The organism is Plantactinospora sp. WMMB334 (genome assembly GCF_049179095.1).
Lineage (GTDB): Bacteria > Actinomycetota > Actinomycetes > Mycobacteriales > Micromonosporaceae > Plantactinospora.
Window position 1 is genome coordinate 2566747 of record NZ_JBMHME010000002.1, and the last position, 18121, is coordinate 2584867.

Consider the following 18121-nt stretch of genomic DNA (forward strand, 5'->3'; position numbering starts at 1 on the left):
CTCGGCTGCGTTCGGCCCTGCCCAGTTGTGCTCCGGCCTGCTCGGGCCTACGTGGAGGTGGACGGGCACGAACCGGCCCGCGACTGTCGCTGGCCACCCGGTCGGAGCCGGCGCCGTGCGGACAGCCGCGGACGGGCTGCCGGTACGACGCGCCGACCGTGATCATCAGTACCACCGGTGCGACGCGGATCGGCCGGGAGAGACCCGGCGCGCCGCTGCCGGCCAGCACCAGCAGCGCGAGCATCGCCTCCGACCCGTGGATCGGGTCGCGGTCAGCTGCCCGTGCCGCGCGGTCCGGAACATCGCTCAACCCGGCGCGCCCGACGTTCGGCGAGGTGCTGACCTGTGGGTCAGTGCGATTGACCACATTGGTGGAAACGGGCCGGAATCGGGGGACAGAAATAGTTGCGGACATCAGTAGCATCAAGCCATGCCACACCATCCCCAACTCGCGGAGTCCGACTCCACCGAGGTCATCACGGTGACTCCGGACGGGAGTTCCGGCAAGGCTCCGGCTCCCAAACGACGGCGACGCGGCCGGCGCATCGTTCTCATCACGCTGCTGGTGTTGGCATTGCTCGGCGGCGGTGGTGCGGTCGCGGCCGGCATCTACGTCAAGTCGCTCGAGTCGGGCATCGAGCGGGTCGAGGCGTTCGACGAGGTGCCCGAGGAGTCGCGTCCGGCCAAGGTGGCGAAGGATGCCAAGAACATCCTGATCCTGGGCAGCGACACCCGGGATCCGTCCAACACCGGTGGTTCGCGAAGCGACACCATCATCCTCGCCCACCTGCCGGCGGACCGGTCGAGCGCCCAGCTGGTCTCGATCCCCCGGGACACCTGGGTCAACGTGCCGAAGTCCAAGGACGGCCGGCACGGCGGCCGGGACGCGAAAATCAACGCCGCCTACGCCTGGGGCGGGATTCCGCTGATGGTGCAGACGGTGGAGAAGTTCACCGGGGTCCGCGTCGACCACGTCGCGATCGTCGACTTCGCCGGCTTCAAGGAGATCGTGGACGCGCTCGGCGGCGTGCAGCTCACCGTCGAGGAGAGCTTCACCTCCACGCACTCGCTGCTGCCGACCGGGCGCCGCGAGTTCAAGAAGGGGCCGCAGACGATGGACGGGGCGCAGGCGCTGGACTACGCCCGGGAGCGCTACGCCTTCAAGGACGGGGACTTCGCCCGCATCCAGCACCAGCAACAGGTGATCCGGGCCATCCTCGACAAGGCCGCCTCCGGTGGGACGCTGGCCAACCCGGCCAAGCTGAATTCCTTCGTCAGGGCCTCCGCGGACGCGGTCTCGGTGGACAAGACCCTCTCCCTTTTCGACATGGGAATGGAGCTGCGGCACCTGCGCAGCGGCAACCTGACCTTCATCACCAGCCCCACCAGGGGGACCGGCCGGGTCGGTGAGGAAAGCGTCGTGTTCGCCAAGACCGACGAGGCCAGGACCTTCTACGACGCGGTGCGCCGGGACGCCGTACCCGAAATCCTGAGTGGAGCGCAGTGACCGGTCGCATCTGACTGCGGGATGCGGCTGCGGCCGCATCCCGCAGCCGGCATCCCGACGGGAGGTCGTCGTCACGGGGGAGGTAGCAGATGTCGACGTGGCCGTTGGCACAGCACGACCCGGCGGTCGGGCTGCCCGACGCCGGCCCGCCGGAGCGGTCCGCGACCGCGCCCTCCACCGATGCTGTCGGGCTCGTCGACCCGGGGACGGAACTGCCGGCGGTGCCCCTTCCCCCCGCCGGGCTGCACCGGCCGCCGCCGCGCCGGGCGGGCAGCGACACGACGACGGTGCTGCCGTACGCCGGTTCCCGGGTCTCGGTGCGGACCCGCCGGCTGCGGGCCTGGATGCTGACCGCGCCGGTCGACCTCGCCGCGCTGCTCGCACCGCTGCTGATCAGCGACCGCTACTGGCGGGGGACCGTCTTCACCGCAGGGCTCACCGTCACCATCTTCGCCGCCGGCGGCCTCTACCGGGGACGCCGGCACATGAGCATCCTCGACGAGCTGCCGAGCCTCTGCGGGCGGCTGCTCGCCTCGTCGGCGATCGTGGCGATCATCGCGGCGATGCGGCACGGCTCGGTCGACTACATGACCGGGTTCATGCGCGGGGTGGCACTCTCCGCCGGGCTGGTCGTCGTCGGGCGTGCGATCACCAGGCAGGCGGTGCTGGTCGCCCGGAAGCGCCGATGGGTGGAGCACAACGCGATCATCGTGGGAAGTGGCGCGATCGCCACCGAACTCGCCCGGCTGCTCCGCCGCTACCCGCAGTACGGCCTGCGCTTCGCGGGATTCGTCGACGTCGAGGCAGAGCGGGCGCCGACGTCGCCACCGCTGCTCGGGACGCTGGACCGGCTCCCCGGCCTGCTCCGGCTGGTCGAGTGCGACGTGCTGGTCGTCGCCGAACCGGACCATCCGGAGCCGCGCCTGATGGAGCTACTGGCCCGACCGGAATACGCGAGCTGTGACATCTGGATCGTGCCCCGGCTCTGGGGCTCGCGGTCGCCGGGGGGACTGCCCGACCACATCGGCGCGATCCCGGTCGTGCAGATCCGGCACACCAGCCTCTCCGGCCTGCGGTGGATGGTCAAACGCACCTCCGACCTGCTCTTCGCCTCCGTCGCGCTGGTGGCGTCCAGCCCGATCCTGCTGCTCTGCGCGCTCGCGACCTGGCTGGAGGGCGGGCGCGGAATCTTCTTCCACCAGGAGCGGATCGGCCGGTACGGAAAGCCCTTCGAGGTCATCAAGTTCCGGACCATGCAGCCGGCCGACGAGATCGAGTCCCGGACCCACTGGTCGATCGCCGGCGACCGGCGGGTCGGCCCGGTCGGCCGCTTCATGCGGCGGACGTCGCTGGACGAGTTGCCCCAGCTCTGGAACATCCTGCGCGGCGACATGACCGTGGTCGGGCCCCGCCCCGAGCGGCCGTACTTCGTGGAGAAGTTCTCCGCCGAGCACCCGGACTACGCGATGCGGCACCGGGTGCCGGTCGGGCTGACCGGGCTCGCCCAGGTGAGCGGCTTGCGCGGCGACACGCCGATCTCCGACCGGGCCCGGTTCGACAACTACTACATCGAGAACTGGTCGCTCTGGCTGGACGTCAAGGTGCTGCTGCGTACGGTCGTGGAGGTGTTCCGGGGCGGCGGCCGGTGACCAGCGCCGACCGGCCGGCGCGACGGTGGGCTAGCCGGTGGGCAGAAACGGCAGCGGGGTCACCTGGTAACCCTCCAGATAGCGGGCCGGGTCGGCGCCGAGCACCGCACCGAGCACGGTGCCGAAGACCTGCCTGAAGTCGACAGTCGCCCTGAGATCGCCGTCGTCCAGGTCGGTCAGGCTGGGCTGCTCGCCGTAGAAGCCGCCGGACACCTGCCCACCGAGCACGAAGACCGGCCCGGCGGTGCCGTGGTCGGTGCCGTCGGACCCGTTCGCCCGGACCCGCCGGCCGAACTCGCTGTAGACCACGACCGTCACCTTGCGGCCCGCCGGCGTCCTGGCCATCCGCGCCACGAAGGCCGTGAGTGCGCCGTCCAACTGGCGGAGCAGCGCCTCGTGTCCGGGCCGCTCCTTGGCGTGCGTGTCGAACCCGCCCAGGCTCACCGAATAGACGCGGGTCGGCACCCCGGCCTCGATGCACTGGGCCACCAGCGACATCTGCGAGGCCAGCGCCCCGGAGCCGCCGGTGCCGGTCGCCTGGCCGGCCGGCCGCCTGCTGGCGTCGGCCCCGGCGGCGTCCTTCGACTCCCGGACGAGCCGCTCCACCCGGAGCAGGTCGGCGTAGGAAGCCGCTGCCCTGGCCAGCAGCGGGGGTTCGCCGACGACCGGCCTCCCCAGCCCGGCGATCGCCGCGGTGTCGATCCCGGACGGCAGCCGGAGCCCGCGGAGATTGACCCGCGCCCCGGCCCCGGACGCCCCGACCAGCAGCGGGGGCAGCACCGGTTCGAAGCTCACCGCGGCCTCCGCGGTGGCGTTCGTGCCGTCCAGCCAGCGGCCGACCCAACCGGTGTAGAGCGGGACGCCCGGTGACGCGGTCTGCCAGATGTCCATCGAACGGAAGTGGCTGCGATCCGGCTTCGGGTAACCGACGCCGAGGACCACGGCGAGGCGTTTGGCGTCCCAGAGTCGCTTCAGCCCGGCGAGGTTCGGGTTCAGGCCGAGCGTGTCGTCGAGGCGCAGGACCTGCTCGTCGGTGTACGCCAGCTCCGGGCGGGCCGAGTGGTACCTGCCGTCGGCGTACGGCACGACGGTGTTGAGCCCGTCGTTGCCGCCGTAGAGCGTGACCAGGACCAGTGTCTGTTCCGGGTCGACCACGGTGGCCCGTGAGGAGCGGCCGAGCAGCTCGGCGAGGCCGAGTGTCGTGGCACCGGCCGCCAGCCCTCCGGCTCCGACCACGCCGGAGGCCACCAGGAACCGGCGTCGGGTGAGCGCGTCCATCAGGTCACCAGATATTCCGGGCTGGCCAGGCCGAGAGTCAGCAACTGGCGCGGGTTCTTCGCGTCCCGCAGCACCGCATAGGTCCGGTCGCTCCACCCGTCGACGCAGAGCAGCCGGGCCACCTCCTCCGGGGTCAACCGGGTGGGCGCGACGAACCCCACGAGCTTGTCGGCAAGGCTCATCCGCACCTCGGCGGCGGCGGACGTCAGCCAGGCGGTGCCGGCCGGCCAGCCGCCGACGCTCGGCGGCGCGAACGGCAGCTGCCCGAGCGCCCGTACGTCGTGGAGGATCTCGGTGGCGGCTTCGGCCGGTAGTGACGCCATCCGTACGCCCAGTTGCCGCATTGCGCCGACCAGCCACTCCACGGGCTGCTTCGGCAGCGTGTGCGCGGTGTCGGGGAAGGCGGCGTCGGAGAACATCGCCCGCAGCATTCGACCCGGTACGGGAAACTCGGCGACCATCCGCTCTCTGGTCTCCTCCGGCAGTGGCTGGGTCGCCGAGGCGTACCGGAACCAGAGCCGCTTTGCGATGAAGCGCGGACACTGTGGCCGGTCCAGCAGCAGGTCGACCAGGCCGGCGGCGTCGAATCTCGCCGTCGTGCCGAGGATGGTCTTCCGACCACTGTCGTGGTGCGGCGGATCGTGCACCGGTGTCCGCCGGCTGAGCACCACCCGCCAGCCGGTCAGGGCCCGGGCGGCCTCCTGCACGTCCCGCTCGGTGTAGTTGCCGATGCCGAGCATGAAGAGTTCGAACAACTCCCGGGCCAGGTTCTCGTTGGGTGCGTCCTTCTTGTTGTAGTGCCCGTCCAGCCAGTAGATCAGCGCCTGGTCCACCACCATGCGGTGCGCCTGCTCCGCGAAGTCGCGTGCCTCCCGCAGCGTACGGTGCTGGGCCAGCATGAGCTGGGCACTCCGGACGTGGTCGGCCGAGGTGGCCCAGTGGCCGTGCCAGAAGAAGATCAGCTTCTCGGTCGCCTGGTGGCTCGCCGCGATCATCCGGTCCAGCCACCACCGCTGGATCAGCTCGACCTGCTCCTTGCGAGCGGCGTCGGCGTTGGCGTGCTGCTCCGGGGTGGGGTTCGGCAGGTAGGCGTGCGGGTCCGGACCGAGCTCCGGGATCGGCGCCCTGGTCGCGCCGACATCCGGACCGCGCGGCTCCAGCAGGTTGGAGAGTGTCGCAGGGTATCCCGACCGCTGGGCCGCGGCCAGCTCCTCGGTTGTCGGGCCGAAACCGGCGCGACGCAGGAGCAGCGCGACATGGTCGGACATGCCAGCACGATATGCGATGAGTCTGCGATATGCGATGGCGCGATGGGACGGCAATGCGACGTACCGCCAAGAACATAGGCCGAAGTGGATTTCAGAGCGCGTCGCCGGGCGACGACCCCGAGCGCGGCGAACCGGTCCCGGATGGACAGGTAGTCTGCTCCAGTCGTCGGGCGAGCCCGGCGCGCCATCCCGCACGGCGAAAGAGGCGGTACATGCTGCCCCACGAGGTCGGACGAGACGTGACGACGACCGGACCAGCCGACGAGGCCCGTCGGTCCGTCGGGACCCGCCACCCCGCCGTACTGGTGCTCGGCACCGCCGAGTGGAACGCGCAGATCGCGACGAACCAGCACTATGTGGTGCGAGAGTTCGCCCGGGCACATCCGACCTACTTCGTCGAGTCCCTGGGCCTGCGGCGGGTCCGCCCCGAGGCCCGGGACCTGCGCCGGATCGCCGCCCGGCTGCGCAACTCCGTCCGTCGACGCGGTCGGATCGGATACCGCCCGGTGCCGGAAGGGGCGAGCGTGATCTCACCGCTGGTGGTGCCGTACCACCGCCGACCCACCCGGCTGGTCAACGGGCTGCTGCTCGAGCGGGCGGTGGCCCGGTGGCGGCGGGCCCCGGACCCGCGGGTGCTCTGGACCTTCACTCCGGTGACGTACGGGCTGGAGCGGCATGCCGATCTCACCGTCTACCACTGCGTCGACCTGCTGAGCGCCTTCCCCGGCGTCGACGCGGTGGCCGTCGCGGCTGGGGAACGGGCCCTCGCCGACCGGGCCCGGCTCGCGATCGCCACAAGTCGCCTGGTCGCCGACCACCTCCGGACGGTGGGATTTCCCGAGGTGAGAACGCTGCCGAACGTCGCCGACATCGACGTCTTCGCGGCGCGCCGCCAGCCCGCCGCGCGGCGGCGCCCGGCCGCACTCTTCGCCGGCAACCTCTCCCCGCACAAGCTGGACGTCGCGCTGCTCCGGGCGCTGGCCCGGGGTCTGCGGGGCCGTGGCGAGCTGCTGCTGGCCGGACCGCTGGCCGCCGGCGGCGGCGGGTTCGGTCGCGAACTCGCCGAGTTGGAGCGGCTCGGCGCGACGTACCTCGGCGTGCTCACGGTCGACCGACTGGCCGAGGTCGCCGGCACCTGCACTGTGGGATTGATCCCGTACGCCCTCAACGACTACACGCTCGGGGTCAGCCCGTTGAAGTGCTACGAATACCTCTCCGCGGGGCTCCGGGTGGTCAGCACGCCGCTCCCGGACATGCTCCGGGCCGCCGCCGGCAGCGACGCCGTCGACGTCCGCGACTCGGTTCCCGGGTTCGTCGCGCGCGTCGTCGAGATGATCGGCCCGAGCAGCGACGCCGAGTTGGCGAGCAGAGGTCGGCAGGCCGAGGGCTTCGGTTGGCGGTCCAGGGGCGAGGTGCTCCGGGGCATCCTCGCCGGAAGCGTCGACCAGTACCCCTCGTTCGGGGCGGGGCGGTCCCGTGGCTGAGCTCAAGGTGGTCGGGCCGGTGCGCACCGGGGCGGCGGGCGGGGGAGGCCGGGCACGGTTCCGCAGCCTGGCCCGGCAGCTCATCGGCCCCCGCAACCTGCCGGTCAAGGTCGGCGTGCTGCTCGTCCTCGCCGTGCCGCAGCTCTACCTTCTTCCCGAGGGGCTGATCGACGTCCCGCTCAGCACCTTCTGGACGCTTTTCCTGGCGCCGGGGGTGCTGCTCTGCGTTCTCCGCGCACCGGACCGGGCACTGCTGCGGGACCGCCTGGTCCAGGTGGTCCTCGCCCTGCTCGGGATCCGGGTCGCGGCGCTGCTCTGGTCGCCGGAGCCCCGGGCCGGACTTCAGTCGATCATCGTATTGGGACAGTTCCTACTCAGCATCGCCCTCTTCGTGCGGTTGGCCCGCCTGGGCGCCGAGCCGCTGCGCCGGATCCAACGCTGGTACTGGCCGTGGGTGCTCGCCGAGGTCGCTCTCGTGCTCCTCTTCCGGTTCCAGCCCGGGATCGAGGACGCGTTCCTCCGGTCGGTCGGCGGCTTCTTCGCCGGCCAGAACACCGTTGCCGCGCTCTACGCCGACCGGCCGAACAACGTCTTCGACGACGCCAAGTCCGGCGGCGTCTTCGTCAACGCGAACGTCGCCGCGATGTTCCTCGGGGTCAACGGCCTGGCCGGGCTGGCCCTGGCGTCGATGACCGGGTCCCGCTGGGCACGGCTGGTCGGGGTCGCCGCGTTGGTGGCGGTGCCGTTCACCGGGTCGAAGTCTGCCACCGTGCTGGTCGTGGTACTGCCCGCGCTCGCCTTCGCGGCATACCGGTTGCGGCGCGGGGTGACCCCGGCGGTCCGGCGCACCCTGCTGGGAGCGGTAGCCGGGCTGGTCGCGCTCGGGATCGCCGTGTTGGCCGTCAACCGGAGCTTCCTCGACGCGCTCGTGGAGGCATTCGTCGTCCGTGCGGAGATCTGGCAGTACGGAGCGGAGGCGTTCGGTCGGACTCCCCTGCTCGGCCTCGGCTACGGCGGCTGGGACATCGGCTTCGGTCGGTACGCGCTCGAACACGACATCTACCGCGTCTTCCCGCCGCACAATCTGCTGCTTGCCGCCTGGGCGGTGACCGGGATCGTGGGACTCGCGCTGACCCTCGGGTACGTCGGGTTCGTCGCCCGGGCCGTCGTCCGGGGTGGCCGCCTCGGTGTGCACGACCGGTTCGTCGCCTTCGGGGGGGCGGCGCTGGCCTGGACCCTGATCCAGGGCATGGGGGAGAACACCGACATCTTCGGCGACATCCACTTCGTACCGATCGTCGCCCTACTGATCGCATACCTCATCCGGCCCGGGCTTCCGGACCGGCCCGACGGCGAGGAGTCGAGCGGAGATGATCCACCAGCCGACCGTGGGGATCCTGAGGCACCAGCAGTTCCAGCCGTCGGAGACCTTCATCGCGAACCAGGCCCGGGCGCTGCGGACCTTCCGGCCGCTGCTGGTGGCGAGGGATCCGGTACCCGGCAGCACGCCCCGGGGTGACGGTTCCGGCGTGCCGACGGGTCAGGGTTCCGACGCGCTCCGGGACGGCGCGGTCAGCGTCGCGGGATTCGGCCGGACCGGGCTGCTGTCGTACACCCTGACCCGCCGGTCGGCGCGGTTGCGGCGGCTCCTCGCCGAGCGGCACGTCGCGCTCCTGCACGCCCACTTCGGCGTCGAGGGGGCGTACGCGGCCCCGCTGGCGCGCGGACTGCGGATCCCGCTCGTCACCACGCTGCACGGTTTCGACGTCACGCTGAGCCGGGCCCGCCTGTTCCGCTCCGGCAGGATCTCCTGGGTGAACTACGCGATCTGGCGTGACGACCTCCTGGAGACCGGGGCCACCTTCGTCTGCGTCTCCGAGTACGTCCGGCGCTGCGCGCTGGAGTGGGGCTATCCGGACGACCGCCTCGTGGTGTTGCCGATCGGGGTGGACGTCGACCTGATCCGGCCCGCCCCGGTCGTCGAGCGGCCCCGGATCCTGCACGTGGCGCGGCTGGTGGAGGTGAAGGGGACGGCGGATCTGCTCCGGGCCTTCGCCGTGGTGCGCCGGGCGGTGCCCGATGCCGAACTGGTGCTGATCGGTACCGGGCCGCTCCGGGAGCGGCTCGGCTCCCTCGCCGCCGAGCTCGGCCTCGGCGACTCGGTCCGGTTTCTCGGCGCGCTGCCGTACGCCGAGACGCTGGACTGGATGGCTCGGTCCCGGCTGCTCTGCCTGCCCAGCGTGACCGCGGCCACGGGCGCCCGGGAAGGGCTCGGGATGGTGCTGCTGGAGGCGGCGGCGCTGGGCCGGCCCGTGGTGGGGACGGAGCACGGCGGGATCCCGGAGGCGGTGACCGACGGGGTCAACGGCTTCCTCGTCGCCGAGCACGATGTCGGTGGGCTGGCCGAGCGGCTGCTCGGATTGCTGCGCGACCAGGATCTCTCCGCGCGCCTCGGCCGGGCCGGGCGGGAGATGGTCGTCGAGCGCTTCGACCTGCGCCGGCAGACCGCGAAGCTGGAGGCGCTGTACCGGAGCCTGTTGTGATCGACTCGATCCTGGTCTTCTCCCGCTCGACCCCCCACCACGTCATCGGCGGGATGGAGACGCTGGCCTGGAACCTCGCCGTGCAGTTGGCCGGGCACGTCCGGCAGGTCCGGCTCGTCACCACGGCCCTACCCGGGACCGACGCTCCGTTCGGAGCGGAGGGCGTCGAGGTGGTGCCGCTGCCCGGCACCGCGCCGGGACGGTACTCGGCCGCGTGGTGGGCCGAGTCGCGCCGGTACTGGGACGCGCTGCCCGCACCGCCGGACGCGGTCCTGTCGGTGAGCGCAGGGGCGTACTCGGTGGCACGGACGAGGCGGCCGGCGCCGGGACGGGCACGGTCGGGGCGGCCCGGTACGCCCTTCGTGTTGCAGGCCCACGGCACCTCGGCGATGGAGTTCGGGTCGAAGCTGCGGGCCGGCAGCCTCCGGTCGCTGGCCACCTCGCCGAAGAACCTTCTCGCGCTGCCCCGGGACCTTGCCCGCTATCGGGACTTCGACCGGATCGTGGCGGTCGGGGAGCGGGTGGTGGAGTCGCTGACCGGCCGGCCGTTGCGCTGGTCGACGCCGCCGGAGCGGGTCAGCCTGATCCCGAACGGAGTGCGGCCGGCCGACTTCGGCTTCGACGCGGCGGCCCGGGCGGAGGTACGGGCCCGGTTCGGGATCGGCGATGAGGTGATCGCGGTCGGGTGCGTCGGTCGGCTGCACGTACAGAAGCGGCTGGACCGGGCGATCCGGGTAGCGGCGGCGCTGCGGGACGGGGGTCTCGGCGATCGGTTCCGGTTCCTGCTCGTCGGTGGCGGCCCGGACGGGCCCCGGCTCCGGCGGCTGGCCGGGCGACTCGGCGTGCGGGACATGGTCACCTTCGTCGGTCCGGTCGACCCGACGGAGGTGCGGAGATACCACTCCGGTGCCGACGTCGCTCTGCTCACCACGGCCCGGCTCGAAGGGCTGCCGATGACGGTCCTGGAATCCCTGGCCTGCGGGCTGCCCTGCGTGGTGCCGACGCGAGCGATCGGCGGTGCGCCGCTCGGACCGGTGCTGCACCAGGTGGACCCGGACGACCCGGAGGCGGTCGCGGAGGCGCTTCGGGCTGCCGTCCGGACGCCCGGCGGCCGGGCCAGCCTGCTGCCGGCCGAACTCACCCTCGACCACTGTGCCCGGAGCTACCTGGACCTCTTCGAGGAACTTCGAGGTCGGTCCGGGCCACCATGACCAGCATCTTCCTTCGGCTGGTCTTCGGCGGCCTGATCGGCAAGATCCTGGGCCTGGCCCGGGAGGTGCTGCTGGCGGCTCTCTTCGGAGCCGGCCGTGCGGTCGCCGCCAACCGGGTCGCGATGACGGCAACCCTGATACCGATCAACTTTTTCACCGCCGACGCGCTGACCGCGGGCTTCCTGCCGCTCTACGTCCGGTACCGGCGGGAACACCCGGCACTGGCCCTCGCGCTCTACCGGACGGTGCGGGCCCTGCTCGGGGCCTTCTCGCTGATCCTGGTGGCGGCACTGGTGCTCGGCCGTCGGCACTGGGTGGAGCTGCTGGCGCCCGGACTCGATGCGGCGACGGCGGAACTCGCCGCCACGATGTTGGGCATTGCGGCGCTCTCCGTACCCTGCTACGTGCAGTACAACCTGTACACGCTTGTCGGTCTGGCGCACGACGACGTACGGCTGATCAACCTGCGCCCCTCGGTGCAGAGTCTCGGTCTGATCGGCGCCACGGTCGCCGCGTACCTCTCCGGAGAGGTCGTCCTGCTGGCCTGGGGCTTCACGGTGCCGTATCTGCTGTTGAGCGGCTGGGGCGCGTTCTGGGTCCGGCGTCGAGGCTACCTGGCGCCGGCTTCCGCCGGAGCCTCGCCGGGCGCCCCGGACGGTACGGCGGCACCGCCGCCCCGGATCGCCTACCGGGTGGCGGTGGGCGAGTTCTGGCGCAGGCTGCGGCCGCTGCTGCTGATCCCGGTGATCCTGCAGGGGTCGATCGGTGTCGAGCGGGCGGTCGGCTCGCTGCTCGGCGTCGAGGTGGTGGCGGCGACCGAGTACGCCCGGTTCGTCGTCGACTCCGCCATGGCGCTGCTCGCCGCCCCGCTCGGCCTCGCCGGACTGGCGTCGTTCGCCAGGTTGGAGCCGGAGGAGGTGACCGGGGCACTGCGCCGGCTGCTGCCGCCGGTGCTCTTCGTGGCCGTGCCGCTCTCCCTGGTCCTCTGCCTGAACAGTCGGGGCATCGTCACCCTGCTCTATGCCCGCGGCGCCTTCGACGAGCGGGCGGTCGACGTCTCCGCCACGCTGCTCCTCGGCTTCGCGCTCGGGGTCTGGGCCCAGGTGATCGGCTACACCCTGGTCAAGGTGCTCAACGCCCGAGGGGCCAACCGCCAGGTCGCGCTCGTGATGGCGGTCTCCTGCGCGGCGGCGATCGTGACGAATCTGCTGCTGTTCCGGCACTGGGGTGCGATCACGCTGGGCGTCGCGGCATCGGTCGGCGGTCTGTTGACGTTCGTGCTGTCGGCCCGGCTGCTCGGGGTACTCGGCGACTGCCTGCGGTTGATCGTGGTGCTGTTGCCCGGCGCGGCCGGTGCCGCCGGGCTGGGCTACCTGCTGGCCGGGCCCGGCCTGCCCCGGCTGATCGCCTCGACGGCGGCGATCCTGCTGGTCTGGATCGGATACCCGGTGCTGGTTCCCGGGCTCCGGCGAACATTACTGTCGGCCTTCTGGAGCCGGGCACGGCAACTCGTCGCGGGGCGGAATCGCACCTGACACCCTGCGGTAGGGTCCGGGCGTTGGCGCGGGCACCGTCCCGCGTCCCGACCGCCGAATGTGGAATCGGCGTGGTTCGCCCGGACCGATGGAGCGACGGCATGCAACGACGACCATCCGCACCGCGGGACGGGGCCGCCGCTCCGTCGCCGGCCGGCACGCTCGCCGGCCGCCCCGTGGCGCTGGTACACGAGTGGTTCGGTGCCACCGGTGGCTCGGAGAACGTCTTCCGGCAGATCGCGGCGCAGGTGCCGCACGCCGAGCGGTTCGTGCTCTGGCAGGACCGGGACTCCGACGAGCCGGGTCTGCGCGAGTCGTGGCTGGCCCGCACCTGGCTGCGGCGTTCCAAGGCGGCGGCGTTGCCGGTGATGCCGCTGGTCTGGCGGACCCTCACCCGGCAGCACTTCGACGTGGTGATCTCATCCAGCCACGCCTTCGCGCACACGGTGCGGCTGGTTGGGGCGGGGCCGACCCGATATCTGAGCTACGTCCACTCACCGGCCCGGTACCTCTGGAGTCCGGCCTTCGACGGCAGGGGCAGCAACCCGCTGCTGGGGCTGCCCCGGAAGGCCCTGCGGACCGCCGACGTACGGCTCAGCCGGCACGTGCACAGCTATGCCGCCAACTCGCGGGAGGTCCGGGCGCGGATCCAGCGCTACTGGCGGCGCGACGCGACGGTCGTCAATCCACCGGTGGACGTGGAATTCTTCTCCGGTGCTCCCGCCGCCGACCGGGCCCAGTCCCGGGACTATCTGCTCGGAGTGGGACGGTGGATTCCGTACAAGAACTTCGATCTGGTCATCGCGATCGCCGAGGCCGCCGGGATGCCGCTGGTCATCGCCGGTTCGGGGCCGGAGGAGCAGAATCTGCGCCGCGCTGCGGCCCGGGCCGGGGTGCCGGTCGGGCTCGAGGTCCGGCCCGACCGGGAGCGGCTTCGCCGGCTCTACTGGGGAGCCCGGGCGCTGCTCTTCCCGGTACACGAGGACTTCGGCATCATTCCGGTGGAGGCCCAGGCATGCCGGACGCCGGTACTCGGACTCCGCCGGGGCGGTCTGCTCGAAACGGTGGTCGACGGAGAGTCCGGCTTCCTCGTGGATGCGCTTGCACCGCGTGACTACGTCCCGCTGCTCGGCCGCCTTGACGAGTTGGAGCCGACGCGGATCGCGGCCCAGGCCGCCAGGTTCTCCGAGCGCGAGTTCGCGACCCGGCTGGCCGACTGGATCGCGGAGAGCGTCCCCGGGTAGCCGAGCCGGGTCGTGATCGGCAGGGTCGTGAACGGCAGGTAGGAGCACCGGTCAAGCGGGGATTCCGATCAGAAGATCAGCGTCTCGCGCAGATAGGTGGCGACCCGACGTAGGTCGTTCGCCCCGCTCGTCGGCGCAGTCAACCGAAGCACGAGCTGACGGTCGATCACGCCATCGCTGCCGCCCCGGAAGTACGCGACCACGATCAGGCCGTGTCGTTCCGCGCCGTCCTGGACGAACGTGGCCTCCGCGTACGTGGCGAACTGGCTGCTGCGGGTCCAGCGCTTGCCCCATGCCTCCTCGGCCTGCCGCATGGCGATCTGCTGCGAATCGTCGCAGGGCTGCGGGCAGTCCCGGACGATCAGCTCACCACCGGCCTGCGGGGTCTGCCCTGCGGGCACACCACAGTTGTATTTGACGTACCCCTGGGCCCGGCCGCCGAGGGTGCACTCCCAGTCGATCGGCACCTTGACCTGGAACCCCACACCCTCCAGGCCGGAGAGGGTGCGGACGTTGTCCCGTTCGGTGAAGGTCGGCCACTGTGCCGGCCAGGAGCCGCCGGCAGGCGGCTCCAGCCCCGGTTGCAGCGGCGGGCTCGTGGCCGGCGGTAGCTCCGGGAGGGCGCTGGCGGTCGGGGTGGCGTCCGGCGGGGTGGGATCATCGCCGGAGGAGACGACAGCGTAGACGGTGCCGACACCGGCCAACAGGACCACCACGGCCACCCCGACCAGCAGCCAGAGCCGGCCGCGCCTCGGCGTGGGCTCCGAGGGCACGATGTGCCGGACCGGCGAGTAGAGCGGATCGTACGAGGAAGCATCCGTCGACGGCCCGGCCGAGTACGGCCGCGGCATCTCGGGCAGCGGCTGCGGCGACCCGGAGATCGGGCCCGGCGGCCCCGAGGTCTGGTACGGAGGCCCGGAGGTCTGGTACGGCGGTGCCGAGTTCTGGTACGGCGGTGCGGAACTCTGGTACGGCGGAGCCGAGTTCTGGTCCGGCGGCACGGAGACCTGGTAAGGCGGGGCGGAGCTGTGGTGCGGGGACGTCGCCCCCTGGTCCGGCGGGGCCGAGGTCTGGTGCGGCGGGGCGGAGCTCTGGTGCGGCGGGGCCGAGGTCTGATGTGTCGGTGTCGGTGTCGGTGTCGGTGTCGGTGTCGGTGTCGGTGTCGGTGTCGCGTTCGTCGACGGCGTTGGCTGCGGTGGCCCGGCCTGCCACGGGTTCGGTGGCGCCACGTCCTGGCCCAGTCGCGTGGTGGGAGTGGCCAGCCCTTCGTCGTCCGGTACCGGAGAGCCGTTGGCCGCCGCCTCGACCGGCGGGGTGACGGCGGTCTTCGTGGTCGGCGGTTCGCCGTCGCCGAGCCCGTCCTGGGCGGGGCGGCACTCCATGCCGAGCGCCGCGAAGAGCCGCTCCCCACCGCCGCTGTCGCCGGCGGAGTAGGCGACCCAGGGCGCGGCGGCGGCGAATTCGGCGTGTACGTACCGGGGCCCGCCCGAGCCAGGCTGGGCCAGCGCGTGCGCGGTGCCCACGAACGCGTCCCGCCAGCGCTGGTCACCCGCGACAGCGGCGTCGAGCACGGCCACCGTGTAGGAGTTGCCCTGTCCGTCGATGGCGGACCAGACGCTGCCGACCTGGCAGAGGCTGACCGCCTCGATGAACCGGTACGGACCCACTGGCTGCATCCCAACCCACTTCCGCTTCGCTCTGTGCGGATCCTAGCGAGGCGTGACCAGTGCACCCGAGGCCCCTGGCGGAGCCCGGTGGTCGTGTATTGCCCGCAGTCGTCCGGTGATAGTACCTGAGTACTGACACAGGGTGCCGGGCCCGACCGGGCGTCCCGTGCCTGGTCAGCCGGATCCCTTGTGGAGGCTGGCGAGCAACCGTTCACCGGCTGGCCATGGGCCGTAGCCGCTCGCGGTCTCGACGTGCCCGGCGTCGCCCGCGTCGAACAGCTCGGCCCCCCAGTCGGCGGCGTAGCGCTCGAACTGTGCGAACGTGGTGTACGGGTCGGTGCGGCTGGCCACCAGGATCGACCGGAACGGCAGCGGGGTGCGGGGTACCGGGGTGTGGACACCGTCGTCCGGCGGGCCGTCCGGCTCGGACGTCCACTTCGGGTCGACGTGCGGCGGGGTGACGAGCAGGGCCGCCCGGACCAGGGCGGTCGCTCCTGTCTGTTCGGCCGCCCAGGCCGCGACGCTGAGGCAACCCGCGCTGTGTGCCACCAGGACGGCGGGCTCGGTCACCGGCACCTCCCTGCCACCGGTCACGGCATGGTGCAGTGCGGCGACCCGCTCCGCCAGCGTGAAGGGAGGGCCGGGTGGGTAGGGCGCCCACCGGTAGTGCGGGTGGGCGTCGGCCCAGCGTCGCAACCAGTGTTCCGGTCTCGGACGGCCGCGCCCCGGCACGAGCAGGATCCGGCTCACCGGCCCAGCGTAGTGCCGCCCCGCAGCCGGACGGCAGCCGTCCCGGCGGGTCGACGAAACGGGCGGCCGGCGCCTCGACGGGGCGCCGAACGGGCGGCCCCCGCCTCGACGGGGCGCCGAACGGGTGACCGCCGCCTCGGCGGAGCGACCTCCGGGCGGTCGCCGCCGACCGCTCGACGTCCCAGGGCGACCGCTCGACGCCTGGGCCGGACCTGCGGATTTCCCGCTCTCCCGTTACTGAAGCGTTACGGTGTACGGTTTGACTGCCTTAATGTTAGCGGTAACACTCTGCTCGCGACCTGAGCACGCGAGCTACGGCATCGGGGCTGGCGGAAGCCGAGCCCGAAGTAGGAGAGGTGGACATGCCGCCGGCCAAACACCCACAGATCTGGTTCCTCACCGGGAGCCAGCACCTGTACGGTCCGGAGACCCTCGACCAGGTCGCGACGCAGTCGCAGCAGATCATGCGTACGCTCACCGGCTCCGGCCGGATCGTCGCGGACATCGTCTGGAAGCCCGTACTCACCGAGGCGTCGGCGATCCGCGCGGTCATGCTCGATGCCAACGCCGACCCCGACTGTCTCGGCGTGATCGCGTGGATGCACACCTTCTCACCCGCCAAGATGTGGATCAGCGGCCTGGACTCGCTCCGCAAACCGCTGCTGCACCTGCACACCCAGCTCAACGAGGCGCTGCCCTGGGAGTCCATCGACATGGACTTCATGAACCTCAACCAGGCCGCGCACGGCGACCGGGAGTTCGGCTTCATCCAGACCCGGCTCGGGCTGGCCCGCAAGACGATCGCCGGGCACGCCTCCGATCCCGCCGTGGTGGCCCGGATCGACGAGTGGGCCCGGGCCGCGCTCGGCTTCGACCACCTGCGCAACCTCCGGCTGGCCCGGTTCGGCGACAACATGCGCGACGTCGCGGTCACCGAGGGCGACAAGGTCGAGGCCGAGCTGCGGTTCGGTGTCTCGGTCAACACGTACGGGGTCAACGACCTGGTCGAGGTGGTCGACCGGGTCACCGAGGACGTGATCGACCGGCTGGTCGGCGAGTACGCCGACACGTACCAGCTCGCGCCCGCACTGGCCAAGGACGGTGACCGGCACGACTCGCTGCGGTACGCGGCCCGGATCGAGGCCGGCCTGCGGCAGTTCCTCACCGAGGGCGGGTTCGGGGCCTTCACCACGAACTTCCAGGATCTCGGCGGGCTGCGCCAGCTTCCCGGCCTGGCGGTGCAGCGGCTGATGGCCGACGGCTACGGCTTCGGCGGCGAGGGCGACTGGAAGACGTCGACGCTGCTCGCCGCCGTCAAGGCGATGGGCGCCGGCCTGCCCCGGGGCACCTCCTTCATGGAGGACTACACCTACCACTTCGGGCCGGGCGAGCCGAAGATCCTCGGCGCGCACATGCTGGAGGTCTGCCCGAGCATCGCCGGCGGACGCCCCTCCTGCGAGATCCATCCGCTCGGCATCGGCGACCGGGAGGACCCGGTCCGGCTGGTCTTCGACGCGACGACCGGGCCGGGCGTGGTGATCGGCATGGCCGACCTCGGCGACCGGTTCCGCCTCGTCGCCAACGAGATCGAGGTGGTGCCGCCGGACCAGCCGATGCCGAAGTTGCCGGTGGCGCGCGCGGTCTGGAAGCCGGCCCCGTCCCTGAGCACCTCCGCCGAGGCGTGGCTCACCGCCGGGGGGCCGCACCACACCGTACTCACCCAGGCGGTCGGGTCGGCGACGCTGCGCGACTTCGCCGACATGCTGCACACCGAGCTCGTCCTCATCGACGAGCGGACCACGCCGGCAGACTTCCGCGACCGGCTGCGCTGGAACCAGGCGTACTACCGACTCGCCCAGGGGCTGCCCGGCCGGGCCTGACCGCGCTTCCACTCCTACCCGCACCACCCACCCACCAGAGGTGTGTTAGGAAGGGGCCCTTCTTCTACAGAAAGCGATAAGTGGGGGCCCTTCCTTGCATCTCTA

At 71.9% G+C, this 18121-nt stretch carries 13 protein-coding genes; 9 read left to right on the top strand and 4 right to left on the bottom strand.

The window, feature by feature from the left end; translation table 11 throughout:
- Positions 1 to 430 precede the first annotated feature (430 nt).
- Together ACN27G_RS10900 and ACN27G_RS10905 are read left to right on the top strand one after the other, a co-directional pair.
- The gene (locus ACN27G_RS10900; RefSeq protein WP_421492673.1) at positions 431 to 1507 is read left to right on the top strand and encodes an LCP family protein; all 1077 of its coding nucleotides are present in this window, start codon (positions 431 to 433) and stop codon (positions 1505 to 1507) included.
- Between the two features lie 344 nt (positions 1508 to 1851).
- Positions 1852 to 3156: a sugar transferase gene (locus tag ACN27G_RS10905; protein ID WP_421497293.1), complete on the top strand. Its 1305-nt coding sequence runs from the start codon at positions 1852 to 1854 to the stop codon at positions 3154 to 3156.
- Between the two features lie 30 nt (positions 3157 to 3186).
- On the opposite strand, the gene ACN27G_RS10910 is transcribed toward ACN27G_RS10905, so the two are convergent.
- Together ACN27G_RS10910 and ACN27G_RS10915 are read right to left on the bottom strand one after the other, a co-directional pair.
- Entirely contained in the window at positions 3187 to 4434 is a 1248-nt protein-coding gene (locus ACN27G_RS10910; RefSeq protein ID WP_421492674.1) for a DUF1501 domain-containing protein, read from the bottom strand.
- Complete coding sequence (locus ACN27G_RS10915; RefSeq protein WP_421492675.1) at positions 4434 to 5702, bottom strand: DUF1800 domain-containing protein; 1269 nt, start codon at positions 5700 to 5702, stop codon at positions 4434 to 4436. The genes ACN27G_RS10910 and ACN27G_RS10915 overlap by 1 nt, the downstream gene beginning before the upstream one ends.
- Positions 5703 to 5914: 212 nt before the next feature.
- Here ACN27G_RS10915 and ACN27G_RS10920 point away from each other — a divergent pair, with 212 nt between their 5' ends.
- From ACN27G_RS10920 to ACN27G_RS10945, 6 genes are all read left to right on the top strand, one after another.
- The gene (locus ACN27G_RS10920) at positions 5915 to 7186 is read left to right on the top strand and encodes a glycosyl transferase family 1 (RefSeq protein ID WP_421492676.1); all 1272 of its coding nucleotides are present in this window, start codon (positions 5915 to 5917) and stop codon (positions 7184 to 7186) included.
- Entirely contained in the window at positions 7179 to 8705 is a 1527-nt protein-coding gene (locus tag ACN27G_RS10925; protein ID WP_421492677.1) for an O-antigen ligase family protein, read from the top strand. The genes ACN27G_RS10920 and ACN27G_RS10925 overlap by 8 nt, the downstream gene beginning before the upstream one ends.
- 10 nt (positions 8706 to 8715) lie before the next feature.
- Complete coding sequence (locus ACN27G_RS10930) at positions 8716 to 9729, top strand: glycosyltransferase (RefSeq protein WP_421492678.1); 1014 nt, start codon at positions 8716 to 8718, stop codon at positions 9727 to 9729.
- Positions 9726 to 10940 carry a glycosyltransferase family 4 protein gene (locus ACN27G_RS10935; protein WP_421492679.1) on the top strand — a complete coding sequence of 405 codons (1215 nt, stop codon included), beginning with the start codon at positions 9726 to 9728 and terminating at the stop codon, positions 10938 to 10940. The genes ACN27G_RS10930 and ACN27G_RS10935 overlap by 4 nt, the downstream gene beginning before the upstream one ends.
- Positions 10937 to 12475 (top strand): lipid II flippase MurJ, encoded by a 1539-nt coding sequence (locus ACN27G_RS10940; protein ID WP_421492680.1) that lies wholly within the window; start codon positions 10937 to 10939, stop codon positions 12473 to 12475. Before ACN27G_RS10935 ends, ACN27G_RS10940 begins: the two co-directional genes overlap by 4 nt.
- Positions 12476 to 12576: 101 nt before the next feature.
- Positions 12577 to 13719, top strand: coding sequence for a glycosyltransferase (locus ACN27G_RS10945; protein ID WP_421492681.1), 1143 nt, complete (start codon positions 12577 to 12579; stop codon positions 13717 to 13719).
- 68 nt (positions 13720 to 13787) lie between these two features.
- Here ACN27G_RS10945 and ACN27G_RS10950 read toward each other — a convergent pair whose 3' ends face one another.
- Positions 13788 to 15395 carry a hypothetical protein gene (locus ACN27G_RS10950; protein WP_421492682.1) on the bottom strand — a complete coding sequence of 536 codons (1608 nt, stop codon included), beginning with the start codon at positions 15393 to 15395 and terminating at the stop codon, positions 13788 to 13790.
- 165 nt (positions 15396 to 15560) lie between these two features.
- A complete protein-coding gene (locus ACN27G_RS10955) occupies positions 15561 to 16136 on the bottom strand; it encodes an RBBP9/YdeN family alpha/beta hydrolase (protein WP_421492683.1) in 576 nt (191 codons plus the stop codon).
- 362 nt (positions 16137 to 16498) lie between these two features.
- On the opposite strand from ACN27G_RS10955, the gene araA reads away from it, so the two are divergent.
- Positions 16499 to 18016: an L-arabinose isomerase gene (gene araA, locus ACN27G_RS10960; RefSeq protein WP_421492684.1), complete on the top strand. Its 1518-nt coding sequence runs from the start codon at positions 16499 to 16501 to the stop codon at positions 18014 to 18016.
- The last annotated feature ends 105 nt before the right edge of the window (positions 18017 to 18121 follow it).